The sequence below is a fragment of the Bradyrhizobium sp. SZCCHNS2022 genome, assembly GCF_032377575.1.
Lineage (GTDB): Bacteria > Pseudomonadota > Alphaproteobacteria > Rhizobiales > Xanthobacteraceae > Bradyrhizobium > Bradyrhizobium aeschynomenes.
Genome location: NZ_JAUHHZ010000001.1, coordinates 4874721 through 4899937 on the forward strand (window position 1 = coordinate 4874721; position 25217 = coordinate 4899937).

The 25217-nt window shown below is 65.1% G+C and carries 22 protein-coding genes; 11 read left to right on the forward strand and 11 right to left on the reverse strand.

Annotated features, from left to right (window positions below; all coding sequences use genetic code 11):
- Nucleotides 1-442 precede the first annotated feature (442 nt).
- From QXZ94_RS21875 to QXZ94_RS21890, 4 genes are all read left to right on the forward strand, one after another.
- Entirely contained in the window at nucleotides 443-574 is a 132-nt protein-coding gene (locus tag QXZ94_RS21875) for a hypothetical protein (protein WP_315722163.1), read from the forward strand.
- A 62-nt stretch (nucleotides 575-636) separates the two neighbouring features.
- Nucleotides 637-1434: an enoyl-CoA hydratase/isomerase family protein gene (locus tag QXZ94_RS21880; RefSeq protein ID WP_315722164.1), complete on the forward strand. Its 798-nt coding sequence runs from the start codon at nucleotides 637-639 to the stop codon at nucleotides 1432-1434.
- Between the two features lie 157 nt (nucleotides 1435-1591).
- Complete coding sequence (locus tag QXZ94_RS21885) at nucleotides 1592-2326, forward strand: LuxR family transcriptional regulator (RefSeq protein WP_315722165.1); 735 nt, start codon at nucleotides 1592-1594, stop codon at nucleotides 2324-2326.
- Nucleotides 2327-2408: 82 nt separating this feature from the next.
- Nucleotides 2409-3092, forward strand: a complete 684-nt coding sequence (locus QXZ94_RS21890; RefSeq protein ID WP_315722166.1) for an acyl-homoserine-lactone synthase — start codon at nucleotides 2409-2411, stop codon at nucleotides 3090-3092.
- 649 nt (nucleotides 3093-3741) lie between these two features.
- Here QXZ94_RS21890 and QXZ94_RS21895 read toward each other — a convergent pair.
- The 8 genes from QXZ94_RS21895 to QXZ94_RS21930 all read right to left on the reverse strand — a co-directional run bounded on the left by QXZ94_RS21895 (nucleotide 3742) and on the right by QXZ94_RS21930 (nucleotide 12979).
- Nucleotides 3742-4389: a nitroreductase gene (locus QXZ94_RS21895; protein ID WP_315726431.1), complete on the reverse strand. Its 648-nt coding sequence runs from the start codon at nucleotides 4387-4389 to the stop codon at nucleotides 3742-3744.
- A 188-nt stretch (nucleotides 4390-4577) separates the two neighbouring features.
- The gene (locus tag QXZ94_RS21900) at nucleotides 4578-5825 is read right to left on the reverse strand and encodes an acyl-CoA dehydrogenase (RefSeq protein ID WP_315722167.1); all 1248 of its coding nucleotides are present in this window, start codon (nucleotides 5823-5825) and stop codon (nucleotides 4578-4580) included.
- A 119-nt stretch (nucleotides 5826-5944) separates the two neighbouring features.
- Nucleotides 5945-7189 (reverse strand): acyl-CoA dehydrogenase, encoded by a 1245-nt coding sequence (locus tag QXZ94_RS21905; RefSeq protein WP_315722168.1) that lies wholly within the window; start codon nucleotides 7187-7189, stop codon nucleotides 5945-5947.
- A 149-nt stretch (nucleotides 7190-7338) separates the two neighbouring features.
- Nucleotides 7339-8466, reverse strand: coding sequence for an acyl-CoA dehydrogenase family protein (locus QXZ94_RS21910; protein WP_315722169.1), 1128 nt, complete (start codon nucleotides 8464-8466; stop codon nucleotides 7339-7341).
- A gap of 136 nt (nucleotides 8467-8602) precedes the next feature.
- Nucleotides 8603-10471 (reverse strand): AMP-binding protein, encoded by a 1869-nt coding sequence (locus tag QXZ94_RS21915; protein WP_315722170.1) that lies wholly within the window; start codon nucleotides 10469-10471, stop codon nucleotides 8603-8605.
- Between the two features lie 41 nt (nucleotides 10472-10512).
- Nucleotides 10513-11319 (reverse strand): enoyl-CoA hydratase/isomerase family protein, encoded by an 807-nt coding sequence (locus tag QXZ94_RS21920; protein WP_315722171.1) that lies wholly within the window; start codon nucleotides 11317-11319, stop codon nucleotides 10513-10515.
- A gap of 151 nt (nucleotides 11320-11470) precedes the next feature.
- Nucleotides 11471-12229 carry an SDR family NAD(P)-dependent oxidoreductase gene (locus QXZ94_RS21925; RefSeq protein WP_315722172.1) on the reverse strand — a complete coding sequence of 253 codons (759 nt, stop codon included), beginning with the start codon at nucleotides 12227-12229 and terminating at the stop codon, nucleotides 11471-11473.
- 90 nt (nucleotides 12230-12319) lie between these two features.
- The gene (locus tag QXZ94_RS21930) at nucleotides 12320-12979 is read right to left on the reverse strand and encodes a TetR family transcriptional regulator (RefSeq protein ID WP_315722173.1); all 660 of its coding nucleotides are present in this window, start codon (nucleotides 12977-12979) and stop codon (nucleotides 12320-12322) included.
- A gap of 138 nt (nucleotides 12980-13117) precedes the next feature.
- Here QXZ94_RS21930 and QXZ94_RS21935 point away from each other — a divergent pair, with 138 nt between their 5' ends.
- The 4 genes from QXZ94_RS21935 to QXZ94_RS21950 all read left to right on the forward strand — a co-directional run bounded on the left by QXZ94_RS21935 (nucleotide 13118) and on the right by QXZ94_RS21950 (nucleotide 17797).
- Complete coding sequence (locus tag QXZ94_RS21935) at nucleotides 13118-14290, forward strand: acetyl-CoA C-acetyltransferase (protein ID WP_315722174.1); 1173 nt, start codon at nucleotides 13118-13120, stop codon at nucleotides 14288-14290.
- A gap of 172 nt (nucleotides 14291-14462) precedes the next feature.
- Complete coding sequence (locus QXZ94_RS21940) at nucleotides 14463-15998, forward strand: acyl-CoA synthetase (protein WP_315722175.1); 1536 nt, start codon at nucleotides 14463-14465, stop codon at nucleotides 15996-15998.
- Between the two features lie 244 nt (nucleotides 15999-16242).
- Nucleotides 16243-17313 carry an alpha/beta fold hydrolase gene (locus QXZ94_RS21945; protein ID WP_315726433.1) on the forward strand — a complete coding sequence of 357 codons (1071 nt, stop codon included), beginning with the start codon at nucleotides 16243-16245 and terminating at the stop codon, nucleotides 17311-17313.
- 97 nt (nucleotides 17314-17410) lie between these two features.
- Nucleotides 17411-17797 carry a hypothetical protein gene (locus QXZ94_RS21950; protein ID WP_315722176.1) on the forward strand — a complete coding sequence of 129 codons (387 nt, stop codon included), beginning with the start codon at nucleotides 17411-17413 and terminating at the stop codon, nucleotides 17795-17797.
- 267 nt (nucleotides 17798-18064) lie between these two features.
- On the opposite strand, the gene QXZ94_RS21955 is transcribed toward QXZ94_RS21950, so the two are convergent.
- Nucleotides 18065-18787, reverse strand: a complete 723-nt coding sequence (locus QXZ94_RS21955; RefSeq protein WP_315722177.1) for a hypothetical protein — start codon at nucleotides 18785-18787, stop codon at nucleotides 18065-18067.
- A gap of 201 nt (nucleotides 18788-18988) precedes the next feature.
- On the opposite strand from QXZ94_RS21955, the gene mbfA reads away from it, so the two are divergent.
- The 3 genes from mbfA (at nucleotide 18989) to QXZ94_RS21970 (ending at nucleotide 22115) form a co-directional block, all read left to right on the forward strand.
- A complete protein-coding gene (gene mbfA / locus QXZ94_RS21960; RefSeq protein ID WP_315722178.1) occupies nucleotides 18989-19960 on the forward strand; it encodes an iron exporter MbfA in 972 nt (323 codons plus the stop codon).
- A 72-nt stretch (nucleotides 19961-20032) separates the two neighbouring features.
- On the forward strand, nucleotides 20033-20563 hold the full coding sequence (locus QXZ94_RS21965; RefSeq protein ID WP_315722179.1) for a cytochrome b: 531 nt from the start codon (nucleotides 20033-20035) through the stop codon (nucleotides 20561-20563).
- Nucleotides 20564-20645: 82 nt separating this feature from the next.
- Nucleotides 20646-22115, forward strand: coding sequence for an amidase (locus QXZ94_RS21970; protein WP_315722180.1), 1470 nt, complete (start codon nucleotides 20646-20648; stop codon nucleotides 22113-22115).
- A 185-nt stretch (nucleotides 22116-22300) separates the two neighbouring features.
- On the opposite strand, the gene QXZ94_RS21975 is transcribed toward QXZ94_RS21970, so the two are convergent.
- Complete coding sequence (locus QXZ94_RS21975) at nucleotides 22301-23389, reverse strand: Zn-dependent alcohol dehydrogenase (RefSeq protein WP_315722181.1); 1089 nt, start codon at nucleotides 23387-23389, stop codon at nucleotides 22301-22303.
- Between the two features lie 41 nt (nucleotides 23390-23430).
- On the reverse strand, nucleotides 23431-25215 hold the full coding sequence (locus QXZ94_RS21980; RefSeq protein WP_315722182.1) for an acyl-CoA dehydrogenase family protein: 1785 nt from the start codon (nucleotides 25213-25215) through the stop codon (nucleotides 23431-23433).
- Nucleotides 25216-25217 lie beyond the last annotated feature (2 nt).

The window sequence follows — 25217 nt, forward strand, 5'->3', positions numbered from 1 at the left end:
GCGCAGCTCCGGCCGGCGTCGTCGACAACCTTCCCTGCTCAACGCACCTTGCCGCGGCCGGACCACGAGCACGACAGGCGCCTGCGTCCGACGACCCAAGCGTTGCTCCACCCTGCCGGCGTTGTCGCCGTGAGGTCGACGAAACATCGCCTGAGCAGTCAAGGAGTCGGCAGCGCGCGGCCCACCCGCCGTAATGTCGTCGATGATGGATGCGGCCCATCCGCTGCGCAGCGCTGGATCGTGCCCCTGTTCTGGGGATGCCTTACCGTTTGGTCGCCGAACGGGCCGCCCGGGTTCAGCAGGCGGCACGAACGGACACCGCCGCGGCCTTCCTGGACGCCACTTCCCCTCCTTTCGGTGCTCAATGCCTCCCCGCCTTGCCGGGCCAGCGCCCGCGGCACCGCTGCACCGCTGTCCGCCCAGGGCTTGCCCCCGCGGTTACATGTGTTTCATTGCTTTGGAGGTCGAGCGTCCCGACATGGTCGGCGACTGGAGCTGTGCGGCGCCGCGCTGGGCCGCGGTCGGCACCACCTCGCTGTCCGAGCTGCTGGCCCTCGACCTCGTCGCGTGCTGATGGCACGTCATCCCGCCCTGGCGCAGCGCATCCATGCCCGGCGCCGCTTTGGAGACCAAGACATGACCGATGGACCGACCGCCGTGGCCGAAGAGGCGCCCAGCACGCCCGTTCTGACCATCGAGGGCGCACGCGCCACGATCCGGCTCAACCGGCCCCGTCATCTCAACCGTCTTCAGCCGGAAGATCTCGGCGCCCTGATCGCGCTGTTCGATCGCATCGAGGCCGACGCCAGCCTGCGCGTGCTGATATTGACCGGGACGGGACGCGCCTTCAGCGCCGGCTATGATCTCGGGTCCATCGGCGGCGGGCCCGAGACGAGTCCGGCCGGCGGCACCGGCCCGTCCTTCGAAGAGGTCGCCGACCGGCTCGAGGATCTCGCTCTGCCGACGATCTGCCGGATCAATGGCGGCGTCTATGGCGGCTCGACCGACCTCGCACTGGCCTGCGATTTCCGAATCGGGGTCGACACCGCCGACATGTTCATGCCCGCGGCGCGGCTCGGGCTCCACTACTACCCGAACGGCATCAGGCGCTACGTCTCCCGGCTCGGCATCGATCACGCCAAGCGCCTGTTCCTCACGGCAGAGAGGATCGGCGCGGCCGACATGCTACGCATCGGCTATCTGACCAGCATGGTGGCGGCCGAGGCGCTCGATGCGGAGGTCGAGCGACTGGCCGCGCAGCTGGCCGGCAACGCTCCAGCCGCCATGCGCGGCATGAAGCGCGCGATCAATGAGTTTGCCCGCGGCGCCCTCGACGATGCGGCAGCTCGCCGCAGACATCAGGACAGCCTCAGCGGGACGGAGATCCGAGAAGGCATGAGATCGTTTGCAGAGAAGCGGGCGCCGAGATTTTGAGCGCAATGCGCGCGTCGGCCCCTCGAATATTGCATGCATCTCGCTGTATCCAGCCGGTGTGCCGCCACACGCTCAACGAACTATCGACTTAAAGCTCCAATTTGCGGTTGACAGCCTTTTGTCCGCAGCTAGCTTGGCTTTGGGCGGAGACTTTCACATGCAAGTGATAGACGCGTATTGGGGACGGCGGGCTCTGGACTACGTCGATGCGATCGAAGCGTCGAAGACCAGCGCGAGCGTGCTCTCCCAATTCGAGAAGATGATCGGCGATCTGGGCTTCCATGCCTACATCATGGCCGGAGTACCGGCGCCGGGCCAATCCCTGCAGCAGACCATCCTGGCCAACGGATGGCCGCGGGAATGGTTCGACATGTATGCGCGGGAGCAGTTTCACCGCTTCGATCCGATTCCGCGGCACTGCGTCTCGACACTGAATCCATTCGCCTGGTCGGAGGCGCCCTACGACCGCCAGGACGAGCCGGGTGCGCACGAGGTGATGACGCGCGCAAAGGACTTCCGATTGAACGAAGGGTTCTGCGTGCCCATCCATTACGACGATGCGGTCGGCGCCGTCAGCATCGCCGGAGAGCATCCCAATCTCGCCCCCGATGCCAGAGGCGCACTGCACCTGATCAGCATCTTCACGCATTCGAGGCTGCGAGCACTGGTGCGCGCGACCACGAGCAATCAGGGCCGGCGCCTGTCGCGGATCGAGGCCGAGGTGCTGAGCTGGGCGGCGCGCGGCAAGACCGCTTGGGAGACCGCGCGCATCCTCGGCGTCTCCGAGCGCAACGTTCGTTGGCACCTCGAGGAGGCGCAGCGCAAGCTGGAGACCAAGAACAAGACGGCGACGGTTGCGACCGCTCTTGTCAACGGCGAGATCTCGATCTGATCTGGCGTTTTTTCCACTGGATCAATTCGAGCGCATCAGCAATCTGCAAACCCCAAGTTGCTTCAGACGACCGGGGGTTTCGATGCCTGAGATTCATGTCGTTCGAAAAGATAATCGCTCGCTCTACGAGAAATATTTCGATCCTTATTTCCGGCTGCGCCACGATATTTACGTCAAGCAGCGCAAGTGGATGGACCTCGATCGTCCGGACGGACGCGAGATCGATCAGTTCGATACCGAAGATGCCGTCTATCTGTTCTGCATCGACAACGGCCAGCTGATCGGCGCGATGCGCGCCGTGCCGACGGTGCTGCCGACGCTGATGAGCGACATCTTTCCCTACCTCAATCTGCGCGGGCCGGTTCAACGGCCGGATGTCTACGAGCTGTCACGCATCTTCGTGATCCCGGAGCGGCGCGGCGAGCATGCGGGGCCCCGGGTCGATCTGCTGCTGCTCACCGCGATCATGGAGTACGGCATCTCGATCGGGCTCACCGGCTTCTCGATCGTGCTCGAAACATGGTGGCTGCCGCGCTTCGAGAAATGCGGCTGGAAGGCGCGCCCGCTCGGAGTCCCGCACATGATGGATGGGATGGCGGTGATGGCGGTCCTGGTCGATTGTGACGAGACGACATGGAAGTCGCTGTGCACGCAGATCGGCCTGAAGCGGCCGACGCTGACCTGGCAGGGGCTCGAAGAGGTCAGCCGCCAGGCCCTGCCGGATATCTTTCTTCATCTTCCACCAGCCGTTCAGCCAGCGCAATGAGCTGCTCCCGGTTCCGCGTCAGCCTCAGCCTGTGGAACGCCTTCAAGAGGCGGTGACCAAGGAGCGTCGCCTCATCCACCTCGAGGGCGTAAAGGTTGGACGGCGTGTTCATGGAATCCATCGCTGATACTTCAGGTTTTGAGCCGTGACTGAACCTTCAATCGAGAAGATCATCGAGCGTCTGCAATTCTGCATCGTAGACGCTCGGGCAATGCAACTCAAAATGTTAGAGAGGATTTTGTCAATATCATTGCTTGAAGCCCATGAGCTCAAGGAAAGATGCGCGCCCAAGCCGAACGACAGCAACCACTAGCAACACGAGACGCTACTTCCGTCACGCTGTTGCGCGTCCGGTCCCGCGGCGCAACCCGGGAGCACGCTCAAGGTCTTGATTTGTAGATGTGATTTGCAGAGGTCTTTCATTCACAAACGGCACAGCGGCGCCACATTGATCCGCCTGCACGTTGCCGCAAGCCTGCACCGCACCACGGCCATCGCCTGATTTCGCCGCAACATCCTGAAACAAACATGCGGATCGATGGCGCCCTACCGCCCCGCGGAGCCGACATCGCGCGACGACAGAGTTCTAGAATACGGAACTGAAATTGTCCGCGGTCGCTCTCCGCGATTTGGCTCTCGACGACAGCGCCTAATCGTCCACGAAGCGGACGGTGTCCGCGAGCGCGGCACGGCTGGTGCGATAGGAGTTGGCGTCATGGGCGAGGTCGGGATAGCCGAACGAGATGCCGCAGACGATCTTGCGGTCGTCGCCCAGGCCGAAATGGTGCCGCACCACGTCGGAATGAAAAGCCAGCGCGGCCTGCGGCACCGTGGCAACGCCGAGCGCCTGGGCTGCCAGCATGAAGCTCGTGACATAGCCGCCGCAATCGATCGCGCCGTAGGTGCCGAGCGCCTCGTCGCTGTGGATGATCGCGACATGCGGCGCGCCGAAGAAGTTGTAGTTCTCCAGCGCCTGCCGCGCATAGCCGGCCTTGTCGCCGCGTGCGATGCCGAGGGCGTTGTAGAGCTGGAAGCCGCTCTCGCGCCGCCGCTCCAGATAGACGCCCTTGTATTCGCGCGGGAACGGGAAGTCGCCTGAGGGCGGCTTGCCGCTCGAGGCGGCCGTGTACATCACCTTGCGGAAGGCCGCGGTCGCGGCGCCCGAGGTGATCTCGACCCGCCACGGCTGGCTGTTGCACCACGACGCGGTCTTCTGCGCGGCGGTGAGGATGCGCTCCATGGTCGCGCGCGGCACGGGATCGGCGCGAAAGCTGCGGCAGGAGAACCGCGCGGCCATCAGGTCTTCGAGAACGGAAATGGAGTCAGTGTGGGTCGCCATGGCTTTTGCTTCCATGTGATTGTCTCTCGTCTCGACCGATCTCACTCCTCATGGTGAGGAGGCGCGCAGCGCCGTCTCGAACCATGAGGCCACATCACGGGCCTCATCCTTCGAGACGCTGCTGCGCAGCTCCTCAGGATGAGGGTCTAATTGCGTCCCTTGGTCGGGACCTTGTTGAACGGCACATCCTTGTCGACCCGGATGTCGCCGGGCAGGCCGAGCACGCGCTCGGCGATGATGTTGCGCAGGATCTCGTCGGTGCCGCCGGCGATGCGCATCGACGGCGAGGTCAGCAGCATCTGCTGGAACTGGCCCTGCGTCTCCGCCTCGTCCGCGCCGGTGAGCACGCCGGCCGCGCCTTCGAGGTCCATGGCGTAGGTCGCGATGTCCTGCAGCATGACCCCGGCGACCAGCTTGCCGATCGAGTTTTCCGGACCCGGCCGGTCGCCCTTGGACAGCGCCGAGATCGCGCGGTAGCTGGTGTACTTCAAGCCGCTCGCCTTGACGGCCCAGGACGCCAGCTTCGAGCGCGTGGCGCGATCGTCGATGGCGAGGCCATTGTCGGTCATCAGATTCGCGCAGAACTCGAACATCTCGGGGAAGCCGGTCGCGAGCCGCGCGCCGATCGACATGCGCTCGTTCATCAAGGTCGTCAGCGACACGTTCCAGCCGTCACCCACGGCCCCGAGGCGCTGGCTATCAGGGATCACGACATCGGTGAAATAGACCTCGTTGAACTCCTGCATGCCGTTGGCCTGCTTGATCGGACGGACCTCGACGCCCGGGCTCTTCATGTCCAGGAAGAACATCGTGAGTCCCTTGTGCTTGGGCACATTGGGATCGGTGCGCGTGATCAGCAGGCCGTAGTCCGAATAGTGCGCGCCCGAGGTCCAGATCTTCTGGCCGTTGATGACCCAGTCGTCACCGCGCTTCTCCGCGCGCGTGCGCAGGCCTGCGACGTCGGAGCCGCCCGCGGGCTCGGAGAACAGCTGGCACCAGATCTCTTCGCCGGAGGCGAGCTTCGGCAGATAGCGGCGCTTGTGCTCCTCGCTGCCATAGGCCATCACGGTCGGACCGCACATGCCCTCGCCGATCTGGAACGGCTGCGTCAGCTTGCCGTAGACGCCCTCCTCCTGTTGCCAGATCACGCGCTCGATCGGCGTGGCGCCGCGGCCGCCATACTCCTTCGGCCAATGCAGACAGGCCCAGCCGGCGTCGGACTTCTTCTTTTGCCAGGCCTTGCCGACCTCGACGATGTCGGCGTGCTTGAGCCGGATGCGCCCGAGCGAGGAGCTCGCGAGCTCCTCCTCGAGCTCCTTCGGCGCGTTGGCCGCGACCCAGGCGCGCGCGGTCTCGCGAAAGGCGGCTTCCTGCGGGGTGTCGTCGAAATTCATGGTCGTTCTCTTTCCCGTTCGTCATTCCGGGGCGCGCGCAGCGCGAACCCGGAATCTCGACTTGATCAGCTCCAGATTCCGGGTTCGCCGCGTTCCGCGGCGCCCCGGAATGACAGCAACTACGCCCGCCCCTTGGTCGGGACCTGGTTGAACGGCAGGTCCTTGTCGACGCGGATGTCGCCGGGCAGGCCGAGCACGCGCTCGGCGATGATGTTGCGCATGATCTCGTCGGTGCCGCCTTCGACGCGCGTGCCGGGCGCGCGCAGCAGCATCGCCTGGAATTTGCCGGCGACCTCCGCCTCGGGGCCGCTGAGCACGCCAGCGGCGCCCTGCAGATCCAGCGCGTAGGCCGCGACGTCCTGGATCATCGGTCCGGCGACGAGCTTGCCGATCGAGTTCTCCGGCCCCGGGCGCTCGCCTTTCGACAGCGCCGAGATCGCGCGCATGCTGGTGTATTTCAGCCCGCTCGCTTTCACCGCCCAGCTCGCGAGCTTGGAGCGCACGTTGCGGTCCTCGATCGCCGGCCGATCGTCGAGCATGACGTTCGAGCAGAAGTCGAACAGCTCGGGGAAGCCGGTGGAGACGCCGGCGCCGATCGACATGCGCTCGTTCATCAGCGTCGTGAGCGCGACGTTCCAGCCGTCATTGACGGCGCCGAGCCGCTGCGAGTCCGGGATCACGACATCGGTGAAATAGACCTCGTTGAAATCCGAGTGCCCGCTCGCCTGCTTGATCGGGCGGACCTCGACGCCCGGACTCTTCATATCCAGGAAGAACATCGTGAGGCCCTTGTGCTTCGGCACCGTCGGATCGGTGCGCGTCAGCAGGATGCCGTAGTCGGAGTAGTGCGCGCCCGAGGTCCAGATCTTCTGGCCGTTGATCACCCACTCGTCGCCGCGCTTCTCGGCGCGGGTGCGCAGGCCGGCGACATCGGAGCCGCCGGCCGGCTCGGAGAACAGCTGGCACCACACCTTCTCGCCGGACGCCAGCGGTGGCAGATATTGCCGCTTATGTTCCTCGGAGGCGTAGGCCATCACAGTCGGGCCGCACATGCCGTGGCCGATGATGAACAGGCCGGAGAGCTTGCCGAACGGCCCCTCCTCCTGCTGCCAGATCACCCGCTCGATCGGCGAGGCGCCGCGGCCGCCATACTCCTTGGGCCAGTGCAGGCAGGCCCAGCCGGCGTCCGCCTTCTTCTTCTGCCAGGCTTTTGCGACCTCGAGAATGTTGGCGTTCTTCAGCGCGGTGCGGCCGAGCGAGGACGCGCGCAGTTCGTCCTCGTATTGCTTGGGCGCGTTCGCGGCGATCCAGGCACGCGCCTCGGCGCGGAACGCGGCCTCCTGCGGGGTGTCATCGAAGTTCATGGTCTAAACCCTGCTTTTGTAGCAATTGACCCGTCAGTTTCCACATCGTCATTGCGAGCGAAGCGAAGCAATCCAGTGCCAAACGAAGATTCTGGATTGCTTCGTCGCCTTCGGCTCCTCGCAATGACGACGGCACATTCAAGCTTGGCTCACGCCGCGTTGCGCTTGCGCATGCGATCGATCAGCTGGTCCTCCCAATAGGACAGGCTGCCGAGGCCGAGCGCGAGCGCGTTGGCGCGGCGGTAGTACATGTGGCAGTCGAACTCCCAGGTGAAGCCCATGCCGCCATGGACCTGGATGTTGTTCTTGCCGCAATGCTGATAAGCCTGCGTCGCGCTGATGCGCGCCGAGGCCGCAGCCTCCGGCAATTCCGGCGCGTTGGTCGACAACGCCCAGGCACCATAATAAGCGTTGGAGCGCGCGAGCGTCGCCGAGACATACATGTCGGCCAGCATGTGCTTGACGGCCTGGAACGAGCCGATCGGACGGCCGAAGGCGATGCGGTCGAGCGCGTAGTCGCGGCCCATCTCCAGCGCGCGGTCGGAGCCGCCGACCTGCTCGAATGCGGTCAACACCGCGGCGCGGTCGAGCACCTGGCTGATGATGCTCCAGCCCTCGCCGATCGCCCCGAGCGGCTCGGCTTTGCAGTTCGTGAAGGTGAGCTCGGCCTGGCCGCGGGTCGGATCGAGATTGGTCAGCGCCTTGGCCTCGACGCCGCCGGCCTTGGCGTCGACCAGGAACAGCGAGATGTCGCTGTCGCGGCCGGTCGATGCGGTGCGCGCGGCGACGATGATGAGATCGGCGATCGCGCCGTCGGCGACCGGCTTCTTGGTGCCGTTGAGCACGCCGTTGCCAGCTTCGAGCTTGATCGCCTTCGGCGACGGATTGCCGGTGCCCTCGAACAGCGCGAGCGTGCCGATCGTCTCGCCGCTCGCGATCTTCGGCAGCCAAGCCTGCTTCTGCGCATCGCTGCCGGCCAGCATCAGCGCTTCCGCCGCGAGATAGACGGTCGACGAGAACGGCACCGGCGCGAGCGCGCGGCCAACTTCTTCTGCGATCACGCAGAGTTCGAGATGGCCCGCGCCCGCCCCGCCATATTCCTCGGGGATCGCGACGCCGAGGAAGCCCATCTCGGCAAAGCCCTTCCACAGCGCACGGTCATAGGCCTCCTTGCCGTCGAGCACGACGCGCACGGCTTTCGGCGGGCACTTCTCGGCAAGGAATTTCCGCGCCTGGTCCCGCAGCTGCTTCTGGTCGTCGGAGAAATCGAAGTTCATGGCCGTTACTCGCTTCTTGGCGTCATTCCGGGGCGATGCGCAGCATCGAACCCGGAATCTCGATGTGATTAACTTCTGGATTCCGGGTTCACTCGCTTCGCGAGTGCCCCGGAATGACGGAATCAAAAAAATCTCATCACAGCACGATCACGTCGCTGTCGGGCGTGGCGGCATAGAGCCGCTCGACCAGCGCGGCGCGGCGTTCCAGGCCGGCGCGCTGGTTGATGTAGCCCTTGTCGGTCAGCTCGTGGCCGTCGATCGACGGCGGCTCGGCCATCAGCATGACGCGGCCGATACGCCGGCTGCTGGCGCCTTCGCAGTCCTTGTTGTGGGCCTGGAGGCCGCGACGGACGCAATCGATCACGGCGGGATGCTTCACCACGTCCTCGAACGTCGCTTGGGGATTGCCGACCAGTTGGCGGCAGGCGTGCAGGTTCGGCCACGCCAGGAGTCCGATGTAGTCGCGGTCCTGCCCCGCCACCAGCGCGTCGTGGATCGCCGGCGTCGCCGCCGCGATCGCGTCGGTGCGCAGCGAACCGACATGCACGAAGGTACCGGTGGTCAGCTTGAAATCCTCGACCACGCGTCCGGCGAAGATGATGCCCTGCACGGGATCATTGGGATCGACGAACACGCCGGCGTCGCCGATGCAGTAGAAGCCTTCGTCGTCGAACGCCTTCTTGGTCAGCTCGGGCTGGCCGAAATAGCCGGGCATCACGTTGACGCCGCGCAGCCGCAGTTCGTATTTGTCGCCGGTCGGCACCATCTTCAGCTCGACGCCGGGGAATGGCAGGCCGATCAGCCCGACGCGCTCGGTGTTCCAATAGGTGCCGGTCGAGGTCGGCGCGGTCTCGGTCGATCCCCAACCGGTGTAGAACACGATGCGCTCGCCGGTGGTCTTCACCGCCAGCGCCTGCATACGCTCGTAGAGATCGTCCGGCAGCCGCGCGCCGCCATAGGCCATGATGCCCAGATCCTTGAAGAAGGAGCGACACAGCGAATCGTCCTTCTCCATCGCTGCGGCCAGCGCGGCATAGCCGGCGGGGACGTTGGCGTAGTAGGTCGGCGACACCTCGCGCAGGTTGCGGAGGCTCTCCTCGAACATCCCGGGCATCGGGCGGCCGTCGTCGATGTACAGCGTGCCGCCATCGATCAGCAGGGGATTGAACGCCGCATTGCCGCCCATCGTGTGATTCCACGGCATCCAGTCCAGGACCGTGGAGATCGGCGCATCCGGCGCACGCGGACGCGTCTGCATCATCATCGCCGCATTGGCGCACATCATGCGCTGGGTGTTGATGACCGCCTTGGGCATGCCGGTGGAGCCGGACGTGAACAGCAGCTTGCCGACGGTGTCGGGCGTGATCTGCGCGATGGAGGCATCAACGTCGCCGGTGATGGGCGTCGCAGCGAGATCGGCGAAGCTGACGCTCGGAATGCCCTCGCAGGGACGCGCGACATGCACGACGGTGACGCCGTCGAGATCGAGCGCCTTCAGCGCCTTCTCGAAGGTCGGGCCGTCCTGCACCATCACGACGCCGGGCTTCACCAGGCCGAACAGATATTTCAGCTTGAGATGATCGTGGCTCATCAGCGAATAGGCCGGCGACACCGGCGCCGCCGGGGAGCGGGCCTGCATCGCGGCGAACGTCATCAGCGCATGCTCGATGGAATTGCCGGAGAGGATCGCGACCGGACGGCCGTCGAGCTTCAGGTTGAGCAGGCCCTGCGTCAGTCCGTCGACCGTGCGCTTGGCCTCCGCATAGGACAGCTTGCGCCATTGCCGCTCCGGACCGGTGCGCTGCGCGAGCCAGGTTCGCGTCGGCGCCTCCTTGGCCCAGCGGGCGAGCGGCGCGGCGAGATGCGGCTCATAGGCCTGCAGCGGAATCCGCGACTTGATGACGATCACGCCGTCCGCGCGACGCTCGACGTCGATGTCTCGCGCCAGCCAGTTGACCTTGCGGAATGCCGGCTTCTCCAACACCTTCGCTGCCGTCCCGTCCATTTTGCGTCTCCCGAAATATCGTCCTTTGCGGATCTTGATATCTAGCGGTTGGTATAGACCGGCTTGCGCTTCTGGAGGAAGGCTTCAATGCCTTCCTTGAAATCCTCGGAGCGGCTGCACAGCACCTGGTTGCGGTCTTCCATCGCGATGACGGCTTCGATCGATGACGCATCGACGCTCATGTTGAGACATTCTTTGGACAGGCGGAGCCCGACCGGCGAGGCGGTCATCATGGCCTCGATGAATGGCACCGCGGCGCTCTCGAGCGTGTCTTCCTCGACGATCTCCGACACCAGTCCGACCATCAGAGCGCGTTCGGCGCCGATGAAACGCCCGGTGAGAATCAGCTCGGAGGCGACGGAGACGCCAACCAGGCGCGGCAAAAAGTAGCTGGTGCCGATGTCGCAGCCCCCTAAGCCGAGCTTGATGAAGGCGCAGTTCATCCGCGCCGACCGCGCGGCGATGCGAATGTCGGCGGCGAGCGCCAGGGCGAAGCCGCCGCCGGCGGCCGCGCCTTGCACCAGCGCGATGATCGGCTGCGGACAGCGCCGCATCAGCATCACGATGTCGGCGATGCGGCGTTGCGAGTCCAGGGAGTCGGTCACGCTTGGCGGCTCGTTGACGCCGCCGCGGCGCTGCATGGCGGCCTTAAGATCAAGGCCGGCGCAGAAATTCTTGCCGGCGCCCTTGAGCACGACGACGCGCGTGGTGCGATTGCGCTGGAGGCTTTCGAAATAGGCGTTGAGCGCATCGATCAGCGCCGTGTCGAGCGCGTTCAGGTTCTCCGGGCGATTGAGCGTCACCCGGTCGACACCATTGTCATGCTCGATCAGCAGCGGTTGGGACATGGCGCGCTCTCTCCTCACCGTCATCCCGGCGAACGCCGGGATCCATAGCCACCGGCTTGTTTGGTCAGAGCGCGGCGTCTGCCGAGTGCTTCTCACAGACGCCGCGGAGTATGGGTCCCGGCTCAAGGCCGGGACGACGGCGGAATGTGCGTCAGCGCGGGGCCATGCGGATGGCGCCGTCGAGGCGGATGGTTTCGCCGTTCAGCATCGGGTTCTCGACGATGTGGACGGCGAGGTTGCCGTATTCCGAGGCGTCGCCGAGACGGGCCGGATGCGGCACCTGGGCGCCGAGGCTCTTGCGGGCCTCTTCGTTCAGGCCCATCAGCAGCGGCGTCAGGAACAGGCCGGGCGCGATGGTGTTGACGCGGATCTTCTGGCTGGCGAGATCGCGCGCGGCCGGCAAGGTCAGGCCGACGACGCCGCCCTTCGAGGCCGAATAGGCGATCTGGCCGATCTGGCCTTCATAGGCCGCGACACTGGCGGTGTTGATCGCAACGCCGCGCTCCTCGCCGATTGGCTCGGCGGTGACCAGGCGCTCGGCGAACAGGCGCAGCACGTTGAAGGTGCCGATCAGGTTGACGTTGATGATGCGCGCGAACTTCGCCAGCGGGTAGACGCCGTCCTTGCCGACGATGCGCTGCGAGCCGCCGATGCCGGCGCAGTTCACCAGCACGCGGGCGATGCCGTGCGCGGCTTCGGCCTTGGCGATGCCGGCCTTGACCTGCTCCTCATTGGTGACGTCGGCATGCAGGGCGACGCCCTTGAGTTCAGCCGCGACGTTTTCGGCATTCTCCAGGCTCTGATCGAGCACGGCGATCTTGGCGCCCTTGGCCGCCATGGCGCGCGCCGTGGCGGCGCCGAGACCCGAGCCACCGCCGGTGATGAGAACGGCAACGTTGTTGAGTTGCATGGTGCGTTTCCTCCTTTGTCTGTTTTCGGCGAATAGCGAATAGGGAGTAGCGAATAGAGAAGGATGCTCTTCCCCCCTATTCGCTACCCCCTATTCGCCATTCGCCCGTTTCAATATCCCGCCGCAGATCAGCGCCTCCATATGGGCGATGTACTGGCGGCAGACCTCGTCGGTGACCGGGCCGACGCCGATCGCGCGCGACATGGCGTGGCGGCCGAAGAACAGGTGATCGCAGGCGCCGATCAGGCTGGTGTAGAACAGCACGGGATCGACGGCGCGAAACTCGCCCTTGGCGATGCCCTCTTCGATCAGCCGGCGATGGAATTCCAGCAGCGGCGCGACGAAGAATTTCGACACCTCGTCGGCAGCTTCGGCGCTGCTCTCGTGCAGCAGATAATGGATCAGCCGGTTCATATAGGGAAACCGGTGATAGGCGCGGATGATGCCGCTGATGTGCAGCTTCAGCTTGGCCGTCGGCGGCAGCGGCTGCGCCAAGAGATATTCGAGATTGGCGACCTCGGTGGCGGCGTCGCGCGCGAGCAGCGCCAGCAGCAGGCCGTCCTTGTTGCCGAAATGGTATTTCACCAGCGCGGCATTGGAGCCGGACTTCTGGGCGATGTCGCTGAGCGAAATCTCGATCGAGGACCTCGCGATCATCAGCTCGCTGGCGGCGTCCAGCAGCTTTTCCGCGGTGGCATTCCGCCCCACGGCAAGCTTCTCCGGCGCGCTGGTCTGCAGCTGAGGTCCCAAGGCGTTTCCCATCGATTGTTGCGGCCAGATAAGCCGAAGCCGAAGGCGATCTCAAGAGTTAATTGATCGATTGACTAAAGCTCAATCGCGCATTTAAATCCCTCCCAATCAACGAACCAAGTCTAGGGAGGAAACCTCATGGCGGAAGCCTATATCGTCGCGGCTGCGCGCACGGCCGGCGGTCGCAAGGGCGGGCGTCTGGCCGGCTGGCATCCGGCGGATCTGGCGGCAAAGGTGCTGGACGCGCTGGTCGAGCGCTCCGGCGCCGCGCCGGACCAGGTCGAGGACGTGATCATGGGCTGCGTCATGCAGACCGGCGAGCAGTCCACCAACATCGCGCGCAATGCGGTGCTCGCGTCGAAGCTGCCGGAGAGCGTGCCGGGCACCTCGATCGACCGCCAGTGCGGCTCATCTCAGCAGGCGCTGCACTTCGCCGCGCAGGCGGTGATGTCGGGCGCGATGGATGTGGTGATCGCCGCCGGCGTGGAGTCGATGACCCGCGTGCCGATGGGCCTGTCGTCGACCTTGCCGGCCAAGAACGGCTTCGGGCATTACAAGAGCCCGAACATGGAGAGCCGCTATCCGAACATCCAGTTCAGCCAGTTCACCGGCGCCGAGATGATGGCGGAGAAGTACGGGCTCTCCAAGGATGAGCTCGACGAATACGCCTATAACAGCCATCAGCGCGCGATCGCCGCGACGCAAGCAGGGCACTTCAAGGACGAGATCATTCCGCTGCAGATCACCCGCGCAGACGGCTCCACCGACACGCATCACATCGATGAAGGCATCCGTTTCGACGTCAGCCTCGACGGCATCAAGGGCGTCAAGCTGATCGCCGAGAACGGCAAGCTGACCGCGGCCTCCGCCAGCCAGATCTGCGACGGCGCCTCGGGCGTGATGGTCGTCAACGAGCGCGGCCTGAAATCGCTCGGCGTCAAGCCGCTGGCGCGCGTGCACCACATGACCATGATGGGCGGCGATCCCGTGATCATGCTGGAAGCCCCGCTGCCGGCAACGCAGCGCGCGCTGCAGAAGGCCGGCATGTCGATCGACGACATCGATCTCTACGAGGTCAACGAGGCGTTCGCCTCGGTGCCGACCGCCTGGCTGAAGACCACCGGCGCCGATCCCAGCCGTCTCAACGTCAACGGCGGCGCCATCGCGCTCGGCCATCCGCTCGGCGGCTCCGGCACCAAGCTGATGACCACCCTGCTGCATGCGCTGAAGCAGCGCAACAAGCGCTATGGCCTGCAAACCATGTGCGAAGGCGGCGGCATGGCAAACGTGACGATCGTCGAGCGGCTGTAGCTCTCGCAACACCACCGGCGTCGTCCCGGCCTTGAGCCGGGACCCATAGCCACCGAATTGAATGTCGGGCGAGCTGGAGCCACAGCTCGCTCTCGCCACAGGCCCCTGTGGTTCTGGGTCCCGGCTCAAGGCCGGGACGACACCATTTTCCTGATTGAGCGGTGAGCCCATCATGACCCACCCGTCCATCTATGCCCAAAGCCATCCCGACAAGATCGCCTATCAGATGGCCGGCACCGGCAAGGCCATCACCTATCGCGAGCTCGACGAGCTCTCCAATCAGGGCGCCCAGCTGTTTCGATCGCTCGGGCTGAAGGCCGGCGACCACATCGCCTTCCTGATGGAGAACCGGCTCGCCTTCATGGAGATCGCCTGGGCCGCTCAGCGCTCCGGTCTCTACTACACCGCGATCAGCCGCTATCTCACCAAGGACGAGATCGCCTACATCATCAAGGATTGCGGCGCCAAGGTCTTCATCACCTCGCCGAAATGCGCCGAGCAGGTCCGCGACCTCGTCACGGCCGACGGCCCGCTGTTCTTCATGGTCGACGAGCCCGAGCCCGGCTTCCGCTCCTGGGACAAGGAGGCCGGCGCGCAGCCCAAGACGCCGATCGCCGACCAGGTCGCCGGCTATGACATGCTGTATTCGTCCGGCACCACCGGGCGGCCGAAGGGCATCAAGAAGGATTTCGAAGGCAATCCGATCGACCAGCCCAACCAGTTCCTGCGCGTGCTCTGCGCCGACATGTGCGGCATGAATGCCGAGAGCATCTATCTCTCGCCGGCGCCGCTGTATCATGCGGCTCCGCTGCGCTTCAACATGATGGCGATCACGCTCGGCGGCACGTCGATCATCATGGAGCATTTCGACGCCGAGGAGTTCTTGCGGCTGGTCGAGAAGTACAAGGTGACGCAGTCGCAGCTGGTGCCGACGATGTTCGTGCGCATGCTCAAACTGCCGGAAGACGTCCGCAAGCGATACGACGTCTCCACCCTGAAGGGCGCGATCCATGCCGCGGCGCCCTGCCCGGTCGACGTCAAGGCCAAGATGATCGAATGGTGGGGACCGATCCTGATCGAGTACTACGCCGGATCGGAAGGCAACGGCGTCACCGTCTGCACCTCCAAGCAATGGCTGGAACATCGCGGCAGCGTCGGCCGCGCCGTGGTCGGCAAGATCAAGATTCTCGGCGAGGACGACCAGGAGATGCCGACCGGCGAGATCGGCACGGTCTATTTCGCCGATGCGCCTGTGTTCTCCTATCACAACGATCCGGAGAAGACGAAGCGCGCCTACAACGCCAAGGGCTGGTCGACGCTCGGCGACGTCGGCTATCTCGACGCCGACGGCTTCCTCTATCTCACCGACCGCAAGTCCTACATGATCATCTCCGGCGGCGTGAACATCTATCCGCAGGAGACCGAGGACGTGCTCATCACCCATCCTGATGTCGCCGATGTCGCCGTGTTCGGGGTGCCGAACGAGGAGATGGGCGAGGAGGTCAAGGCTGTCGTGCAGCCGCACGACATGACGCGGGCCGGCAAGGCGCTGGAAGAACAGCTGATGCTGTTCTGCCGCCAGCATCTGTCGCCAATCAAATGCCCGCGCTCGATCGACTTCGAGCCGGAGCTGCCGCGCACGCCGACCGGCAAGCTGGTCAAGCGCCACCTGCGCGAGCGCTACTGGCCGAAGAAGGGCGCGGCATAGCTCCGCCCACGGTGTCGTCCCGGCCTCGAGCCGGGACCCATAGCCACCGTCGCATGTTTTGCGAAGGCTGGAGCTGCCAGCAAGCCTTACCACGTTATCCTGTGGTGATGGGTCCCGGCTCAAGGCCGGGACGACACTGATGAGGGCCGCGATGACCTCTCCTTCTCAACTACCAGCCCTTCCCCCTCTCCCCCTTCCCTCCGCCATCCGCTCGCGCTACGTCGACGGCATCAACGGCTTGCGCATGCATGTGCTCGAAGCCGGGTTCGAAACATCGGACCGGCCATGCATACTGCTGCTGCACGGCTTTCCCGAGCTCGCCTATAGCTGGCGCAAGGTGATGCCGGCGCTGGCGGCCGCGGGCTACCACGTGCTGGCGCCGGACCAGCGCGGCTATGGCCGCACCACCGGCTGGAGCGCCGACTATGACGGCGACCTCGCGCCGTTCCGCTTCACCAATCTGGTGCGCGATGCGCTGGGCGTGGTCTATGCGTTCGGCCATCGCCACGTCGCGGCGGTCGTCGGGCATGATTTCGGCAGCCCGGTCGCAGCATGGTGTGCCCTGATCCGTCCCGACGTGTTCCGATCGGTCGTGATGATGAGCGCGCCGTTCGCGGGTCCACCGGCGGCGCCGTTCGACATCGCCAACCACCCTCTTGCTCCGCCCGACGATCCCGTGCATCGCGATCTCGCGGCGCTGCCGCGGCCGCGCAAGCACTATCAATGGTACTACTCGACGCCAGAGGCGAACGCGGATATGCATCGCGCGCCACAGGGTCTGCATGATTTTCTGCGCGCCTACTATCATCACAAGAGCGCGGATTGGCCTGACAACAAGCCCACTCCGTTGCAGGCATGGACTGCAGACGATCTTGCCAAGCTGCCGACCTACTACGTGATGGATCTCGACAAGACGATGGCCGAGACCGTCGCGGAGGTGATGCCTGACTCGGCGACGATCGCAGCCAACCGCTGGCTGCCGGATCATGAGCTCGCGGTCTACGCCGCCGAATATGAACGAACAAGCTTCCAGGGCGGCCTGCAATGGTATCGCTGCGGCACGTCAGGCCTGTTCGACGCGGAATTGCAGACCTGGTCGGATCGCACGATCGACGTTCCGTCCGCATTCATCTCCGGCCTGCAAGACTGGGGCATCTACCAACGGCCCGGCGTGGTTGAAGCGATGCAATCCCGAGTCTGCACCAGGATGATCTTGTGCGAGTTGATCGACCGCGCCGGACATTGGGTGCAGCAGGAGCAACATGACAAGGTCAACGAGCTCCTGTTCACGTTCCTGAACAAATCGACAGCCTGATTTTGGACGCGTTGCGGCCTCATCAGGCGAATCGAGGAACGAACATTCGGGGTGCGACGTTTTGGCATCCGGGCGATGCGCATCAGGAGATGAATTCATGGATAAGAAGATCGCAGGCTTGTTGGGCGCGGTCGCCGCTGTCGGCGCGCTCGGCACGGGCCAGGCGTCAGCGGCTCCGGCCCCCACCGACGTGCTGAAGGCCAATTCCTACGCCGATCTGCTCGAGCCGATCCCTAATGCCGCCAAGGTGCTGCAGGCGCTCGACGAGCAGGCGCCGCCGGAGGCCGAGCCGAAGGTGCAGCTGGCGCAGTGGTATCATCACCACCATCATCATCACCACCATCACCATGGCTACTGGCGCGGCTATGGCTACGGCCCCGGCTATGGATATGGCTACGGCCCCCGGGTCTATGTGGTGCCGCGCCGGTACTACCATCACCACCATCATCATCACCATCACCACTGGTACTACGATCGCTATTGATCGTGGTGCGGTAAGAAGGCAAAGGGCGCCGGCCGCGAGGTCGGCGCTCGTCATTAGAAAAGGGCATGCGAGCATCATTGGGAGACAGGGGACTGTCGCGACGAGCAGGCCTGTGAATTTGTTTCTCCGTCATGCCCGGGCTTGTCCCGGGCATCCACGTCTTTCAGCGCGCTGGGACCGACGTGGATGGCCGGGACAAGCCCGGCCATGACGACGAGGAGAGAAAAACGTGTACTTCTGACATCCGATACGATTGTCTGATCAGCGTCAGGACTTACGCGCCTTCTCCTTCGCTGCACGGTGCAGATGGCGGTAGGTGCCGTCGAACACCGTGTCGGTGCTCGACACCCATTCGGTCTCCTTGGCGAGCACGGGCCGGCTGGCGTGGATGCGGCGCGACTGCAGCTCGCGCTCCGCCGCCTCGTCGGGACTCATCGGCTCCACCGTAAAATTGGCTTCCTCCGGAATCACGATCACCTGCGCGAACGGCTCGCCCGGGCGGAAGATGTGCGTTCGCCCCTCCGCCGGCGCCTTGAACACGCAGAAGAACAGCATCGGCCAGAAGTTGCGCACCAGTGCCGGCACCGCGATCGGACAGGTATCCGTGCGATCGGTGTAGAAGCGCGGATGCGGCTCGGTCCGGATTGCAAAGCCCGGGGGCACCTTGAGATCGAGCAGGATCTGATAGGTGTAGAACGCGCCGCCAAAATTTCGGAATGGCGGCCATTGCAGCCCGGGGCTGGGCGGCTCCCCCCAATCGCCAGTGATCTCCAGCTTGCCGTCGCGCGTCGTGACCTGCAGCTCGAAATCATAGGGGTAGAACAGCTCGATGCCGTATTGCGCGCCTTCGGAGAACGGCACGCAGTGCCAGACCTGCTCGTGCGAGCCATTCGCGCGCGGCTGCCGCTCGCCGGCCCAGCCCGGAATGTCCATCCTGGTCCGCCGCGGCGCCAGTCCTGGATCATTCAGCCTGTATTTGACGCTGGTCATTGGAACTCCTTAGGTAAACAAGCGGAAGCGCGAACGTTGATTTTGCCTATGGGTTCCCTGACTGGGGCCTGAATGCGACCTCACGATATGTTTCGCGGCCGCGGCGCGGCAGCAGTTTGACCGCGCTGCGGCAGAGCCATATACAGATTAGAAACGTTCTAAACACTCGAATGTTGAGAACGGCAATCCGGGGACTTTGGAATGAAGAATTTCGCCGACCTCACCGAGCGCGAGATCCTGGCGATCGCGATCTCGGCCGAAGAGGAAGACGGCCGCATCTATATGAGCTTCGCGGAAGACCTGGCGGAGCGGTATCCGGATTCGGCGAAACTGTTCGAGCAGATGGCCGAGGAGGAGAAGGGCCATCGCCACATGCTGCTCGAACTCTATGAGGAGCGCTTCGGCAAGAACCTGCCGCCGATCCGGCGCGAGAACGTCAAGGGCTTCATGCAGCGACGGCCGATCTGGCTGACCAAGAACCTGTCGCTCGACGCCATTCGCAGGGAGGTCGGCACGATGGAGTTCGAGGCCGAGCGCTTCTATGCCAAGGCCGCCGAACAGGCCAAGGATGTCGGCGTGCGCCGGCTGCTCGGCGATCTCGCCGAGGCCGAGAAGGGCCACGAAAAGGTCGCGGCGCAACTCACCGACAAGATTCTCAGTCCGGACGTCCGGGACAAGGAAGACGAGACGCGCCGCCGCGTGTTCGTGCTGCAATATGTGCAGCCTGGCCTCGCCGGACTGATGGACGGTTCGGTCTCGACCCTGGCTCCACTATTCGCCGCCGCCTTTGCCACGCATCAGAATTTCCAGACCTTCCTGGTCGGCCTCGCCGCCTCGATCGGCGCCGGCATCAGCATGGGCTTTGCCGAGGCGCTGTCCGACGACGGCTCACTCACCGGCCGGGGCTCGCCCTGGCTGCGCGGCGCCGTCTGCGGCGCGATGACGACGCTCGGCGGCCTTGGCCATACCATGCCTTATCTGGTGCCGGACTCCTGGCCCAACGCGTTCTGGATCGCGACGGCGATCGCCAGCCTCGTCGTGTTCTTCGAGCTGTGGGCCATCGCCTATATCCGCGCACGCTACATGGACACGCCATTCATGCAGGCGGTGTTCCAGATCGTGCTCGGCGGCATCATCGTGCTGGGTGTGGGGATATTGATCGGCGCAGCCTAGCATCGCCCCAGCAGGCGGAACGTCCAGCCGCGGTGCTGATGGCGCTCCATCGATCGCAACGGAAGGCTCGTCATGACACCACGCCTGCACTACGGCACGCCCGCGAAGATCCTGCATTGGCTGGTGGTGGCGCTGCTCGCCATCCAATATCCGATCGGCTGGCTGATGCCCGATCTGCACGCCAACACGCCGCCGGGCGCGCCGATGATCCTGCACATCTCGTTCGGCCTCACCCTCCTGGCGCTGATCGTGCTGCGCTTGATCTGGCGGCTCACCCATCCGGTGGCGCCGGAGAGCTCGCTGCCGCCATGGCAGCGGCTGAGCTCGGAGGCTGTGCATTGGATGCTTTATGTGATGGTGCTGGCCAGCACCATCACCGGCTGGCTATTCGCCTCGTTCCGCGGCTGGAGCGTGTCGTTCTTCTATCTGTTTCCACTGCCGATGCTGGCCACGCACAACCCCGCCGGCAACCGCGCCATCGACGGCCTGCACCAGGCCTCCGAGTGGCTGTTGCTGATCCTGATCATCGTGCATGTCGGCGCCGCGCTGGCGCACATCTTTGTCTATCGCGACCGCGTGATGCAGCGCATGCTGCCGGGCTGATCGTCCAACCAGCAATTTCGGTCAAGCGGCCGCCGCACGCCTGGGGTAAAAGGCGAGCTCCACGCGCACGGGGAGCAGGACCTTGGCTGCATCGCAATGGACGTTCGCAACCGCCGTCGAGACGGCGAAAGCTCTGGCACATCGCGAGATCTCGTCGGTCGAGCTGACTCAGCTCGCGATCGACCGCATCGAACGACATGACAACAAGATCAATGCCGTCTGCGTGCGCGACTTCGATCGCGCCCTGGAGGCCGCGCGTCGCGCCGACGCGGCGCTGGCGCGCGGCGAGAGCCGGCCACTGCTCGGCCTGCCGCTGACCGTCAAGGAGTCCTACAACATCGCTGGACTGCCGACGACCTGGGGTTTTCCGCAACAGAAGGATTTCATCGCGGCCGAGGATGCACTGACGGTCACGCGCGCGAAGGAGGCCGGCGGCATCGTGCTCGGCAAGACCAATGTGCCGCTCGGGCTCGGTGACTGGCAGAGCTACAACGACATCTACGGCACGACGAATAACCCTTACGATCTCGGCCGCACGCCGGGCGGCTCCTCCGGCGGATCGGCGGCGGCGCTGGCCGCCGGCTACGGCTCGCTGTCGCTCGGCTCGGACATCGGCGGCTCGCTGCGCGTGCCGGCCTTTCATTGCGGCGTCACCGCGCACAAGCCGACCTATGGCCTCGTGCCGACACGCGGCCACACGCCGCCGCCGTTCCAGCCGCTGCCGAACGAGGCGGATCTTGCCGTGGTCGGCCCGATGGCGCGCTCGGCCGCCGACCTGTCGCTACTGCTCGACGTGATGGCTGGTCCCGATCCACTCGAAGCCGGCACGGCGTATCGGCTGGAGCTGCCGCCGCCGCGGCATGCGCGGCTGCAGGATTTTCGCGTGCTGGTGGTCGCGTCGGATCCGCTGCTGCCGACCGACACCGCCGTGCGCGGGGCGATCGAGCGGCTCGCAACTGATCTGGCGAAGGCTGGCGTCAATGTGGTGAGCGAGAGCCCGCTGCTGCCGGACTTCGCAGCAACCAGCCGGCTCTACATGCGCCTGCTGCTCGGCTTCCTCGGCGCCACCATGCCGCCGCAGGTTCATGCCGAGGCCAACCAGGCCGTCGCGCATCTTCCGAAGGAGGCGATGAGCCTTGCGGCCGAGCGGCTGCGCGGCCTCGCGCTCAGCCATCGCGACTGGGTGCAGGCCAACAACGCCCGCTTCGGCCTGCGCGCGCAGTGGCGGGCGCTATTCGCACGGTTTGATGCGGTGATCTGTCCGATCATGCCGACACCTGCGTTTCCGCACGACCACTCGCCGGATCAAAGAGAACGTCGCGTCAGCATCGATGGCGTGGCGCACGACTACAACGATCAGCTGGCATGGCCAGGCGTCGCGACCCTGCCCGGCCTGCCGGCGACGGCCATCCCGCTCGGGCTTGCGGATGGCCTGCCGGTCGGCGTGCAGATCGTCGGCCCCTTCCTCGAAGACCGCACGCCGATCAAGCTCGCCGAACTGATCGAGCGCGAGTTTGGAGGCTTCACGCCGCCGCCGATGTTCGCGGATTAGTTGGCGTCAGGGACGCAGTCACGCGCCTCACCCAGCGCCGTCGTCCCGGCCTTGAGCCGGGACCCATAACCACCGGCCGTGGTGAGACGATGACTCGTAGTTGAGCCAACTCGATAGATTCCGCGGTATGGGTCCCGGCTCAAGGCCGGGACGACAGCTGTGTGTACGGCGACAGCCTCTACTCCTCACGCATCGAACACGATGACGCTGCGAAGGGTCTTGCCGGCCTTCATGTTGGCAAAGCCCTCGTTGATCTCGGACAGCTTCAGCTTGGCGGAGATCCAGTCCTCCAGGTGCAGCTTGCCGCGCAGATAGAACTCGACGAGGCGGGGCATGTCGACGCGGAAGTGGTTGGAGCCCATCGACGAGCCCTGGATGCGGCGCTCGCGCAGGAAGTCGAAGCCGTGCAGCTCGATCTTCTGGCCGAACGGGATCATGCCGACGATGGTCGCGGTGCCGCCCGGCGCGAGCATGGCGAACGCCTGCTCCGCGGTCTCCTTGCGTCCCAGCACCTCGAAGGCGTGATGCACGCCGCCCTTGGTGAGTTCACGCACCTGCGCGACGACGTCGCCGTCGGCGGGATTGATGATGTCTGTGGCGCCGAGTTTCGTCGCAAGCTGCAGCTTGGCCGGATTGGTGTCGATGGCGATGATGCGCCCGGCGCCGGCAATCTCCGCGCCGTTGATCGCCGCCATGCCGACGCCGCCGCAACCGATCACCGCGACGGTTTCGCCGGCCGTCACCCGCGCGGTGTTGACGACCGCGCCATAGCCGGTGATCACGCCGCAGCCGATCAGCGCGGCGAGCTCGAGCGGCATGTCCTGCCGGATCTTCACGATCGCGTTCTCGTGCACCAGCATCTGCTCGGCGAAGGACGAGAGGTTGAGGAACTGATGCAGCTTCTCACTTCGTCCCCATGACAGCCGATTGGACGCGCCGGGCGGCATCTTCACCGTGGTGTCGGTGCACAGCACCGGCCGGCCCGTCGTGCAATTGTCGCAGGTGCCGCAGAACACCGAGAGACAGGTGACGACGTGATCGCCCGGCTTCACATAGGTGACGTCGGAGCCGACCTGCTCGACGATGCCGGCGGACTCATGGCCGAGCACGGCGGGCAGTGGATGCGGATAGAGGCCCTCGATGAAGTGCAGGTCGGAGTGACAGAGGCCTGCCACGCTCGTGCGGATCAGCACCTCGCGCGGCCCCGGCTTGGGCACGCTGATGTCCTCGATCACCAGCGGCTTGTTGACCTCCATCAGCACGGCGGCTTTCATTGGCGTTCTCCCGATCTTGTTTGTTGTTGGTCGTGGCAAGCCTACGCCGCTGACAGCAGTTCGCCAACCTCCTCCATGTCAGCGGCACGTTCGCCGAGCAGCAGTGTCGAGATGGCATCATCCATCCTATTTTCCGCAAGCCGGAACGGATCGGACGGCGTCAGCCGATGATCGACGACGAGCTTGGCGAGCAACAGCCGGCGCGCATCGCCACGCATGGCGTGAATGCGCGTGCTCTCCCAAGTGAGGGAGACGGCGCTCGACGTGTGATACAGCAGACTTGTCGCGCGGCGGGCTTCGGCTTCGTTGTCGGCGCGCGCCGCGACCTCACGCGCAAAGCCGACCGCGCGATCGACCAGACGATGCAGCTGATCGCGCCAGGCCTGCGGCACAGCGGCGCTATCATCGAGCCGCGCGTGCAGATCGGCTGCCAGCGCCTGCTCCGCGCCGTGACGCCCGACCGCGCGCTTCAGCGCATCGAGCGCGACGATGTTGCCCGTGCCCTCCCAGATCGAGCCGAGATGGGCGTCGCGCAAGAGGCGAGCGGTGGCGAACTCCTCGACATAGCCGATGCCGCCGCGCATCTCCAACGCATCGCCGCAGACCTTGCGGGCATCGCGGGTGGCACGGAATTTCAAGGTCGGCGTCAGGATGCGGAGCAGCGCGGCCGCGTCCTGGCTGCCGGCCTCGGCACGGTCGAGCGCATCGGCCGTGAGGAAGCTCATCGACAGCGCCTGCTCGGTCGCGAGCAGGATCTTCATCAGTTGACGACGACCGAGCGGCAGGTCGACGATGCGCTGCCCGAACACCACGCGATTGCGCGCAACGGTGATGGCATCGTGCCAGGCGCGCCGCATCAGGGCCGTCGACTTGACGCCGTTCGAGAGGCGCGACGAGTTGACCATCTCGGCCATCTGAACGAAGCCGCGATCGAGCCGGCCGACCGCATAGGCAATGGCGCCTTCCAGCTTGATCTCGCCCGACGCCATCGAGCGGGTGCCGAGCTTGTCCTTCAGACGCACGATCCGATAGTGGTTCTGGCTGCCGTCATCGAGGAAGCGCGGCATCAGGAAAAGTCCCACGCCGCGCGTGCCGCCGTCAGCGCCATCGGGTCGTGCCAGCAGCATCGCCACTTTCGCATCGGCATTGGAGCAGAACCACTTCTCGCCATGCAGCCGCCAATGATCACCCTCGGGCACCGCGACCGTGGACAAGGTGCCGACATCGGAGCCGCCCTCCTTCTCGGTCATGAACTGTCCGCCCTGGGTCAGCTTCCGCATGTCAGTCTGCGTCAGGCCGTCGAGATATCGGGCTTTCAGCGCGTCGCTGCCGAAGCTCGCGAGCAGCCTGGCGCAGCCGTCGGTCACGTTGATCGGACAGCCCAACCCGAACTCGGCCTGGTTGAACAGGAAGGTGAAGGCGTGCTTGGCGACGACCGGATATCTGGTGGGCCAGCCGAGAATACCCTTGCGGATCGACATCGCATGGATGCCGAATTCGCCGAAGGCGGCGCGCTCCAGCTCGCGATAGGCCGGATGATATTCGATCCACTGCACGTCGCGGCCGAAGCGGTCGCGCTGATGCAGCACCGGTCCGTGGCGATCGGCCAGCCTGGCGCATTCGTCGAGATAGCCGCCGGCGAGCTCACCCAGTCGGTCGAGGTGCGGCACGAGGTGATGAAACAAGCGCTCGGGCAGATGGATGCGCAGGAGGTCTGCGAGCGCCGGATCGGCCCGATAGAAGTTCAGCCCGGTGGTATCAGGCGCCAGCAGCTCCGGGCGCTTGCCGCCGGTCATCACGTCATCGCGTCTCAGGAACTGATGCATGA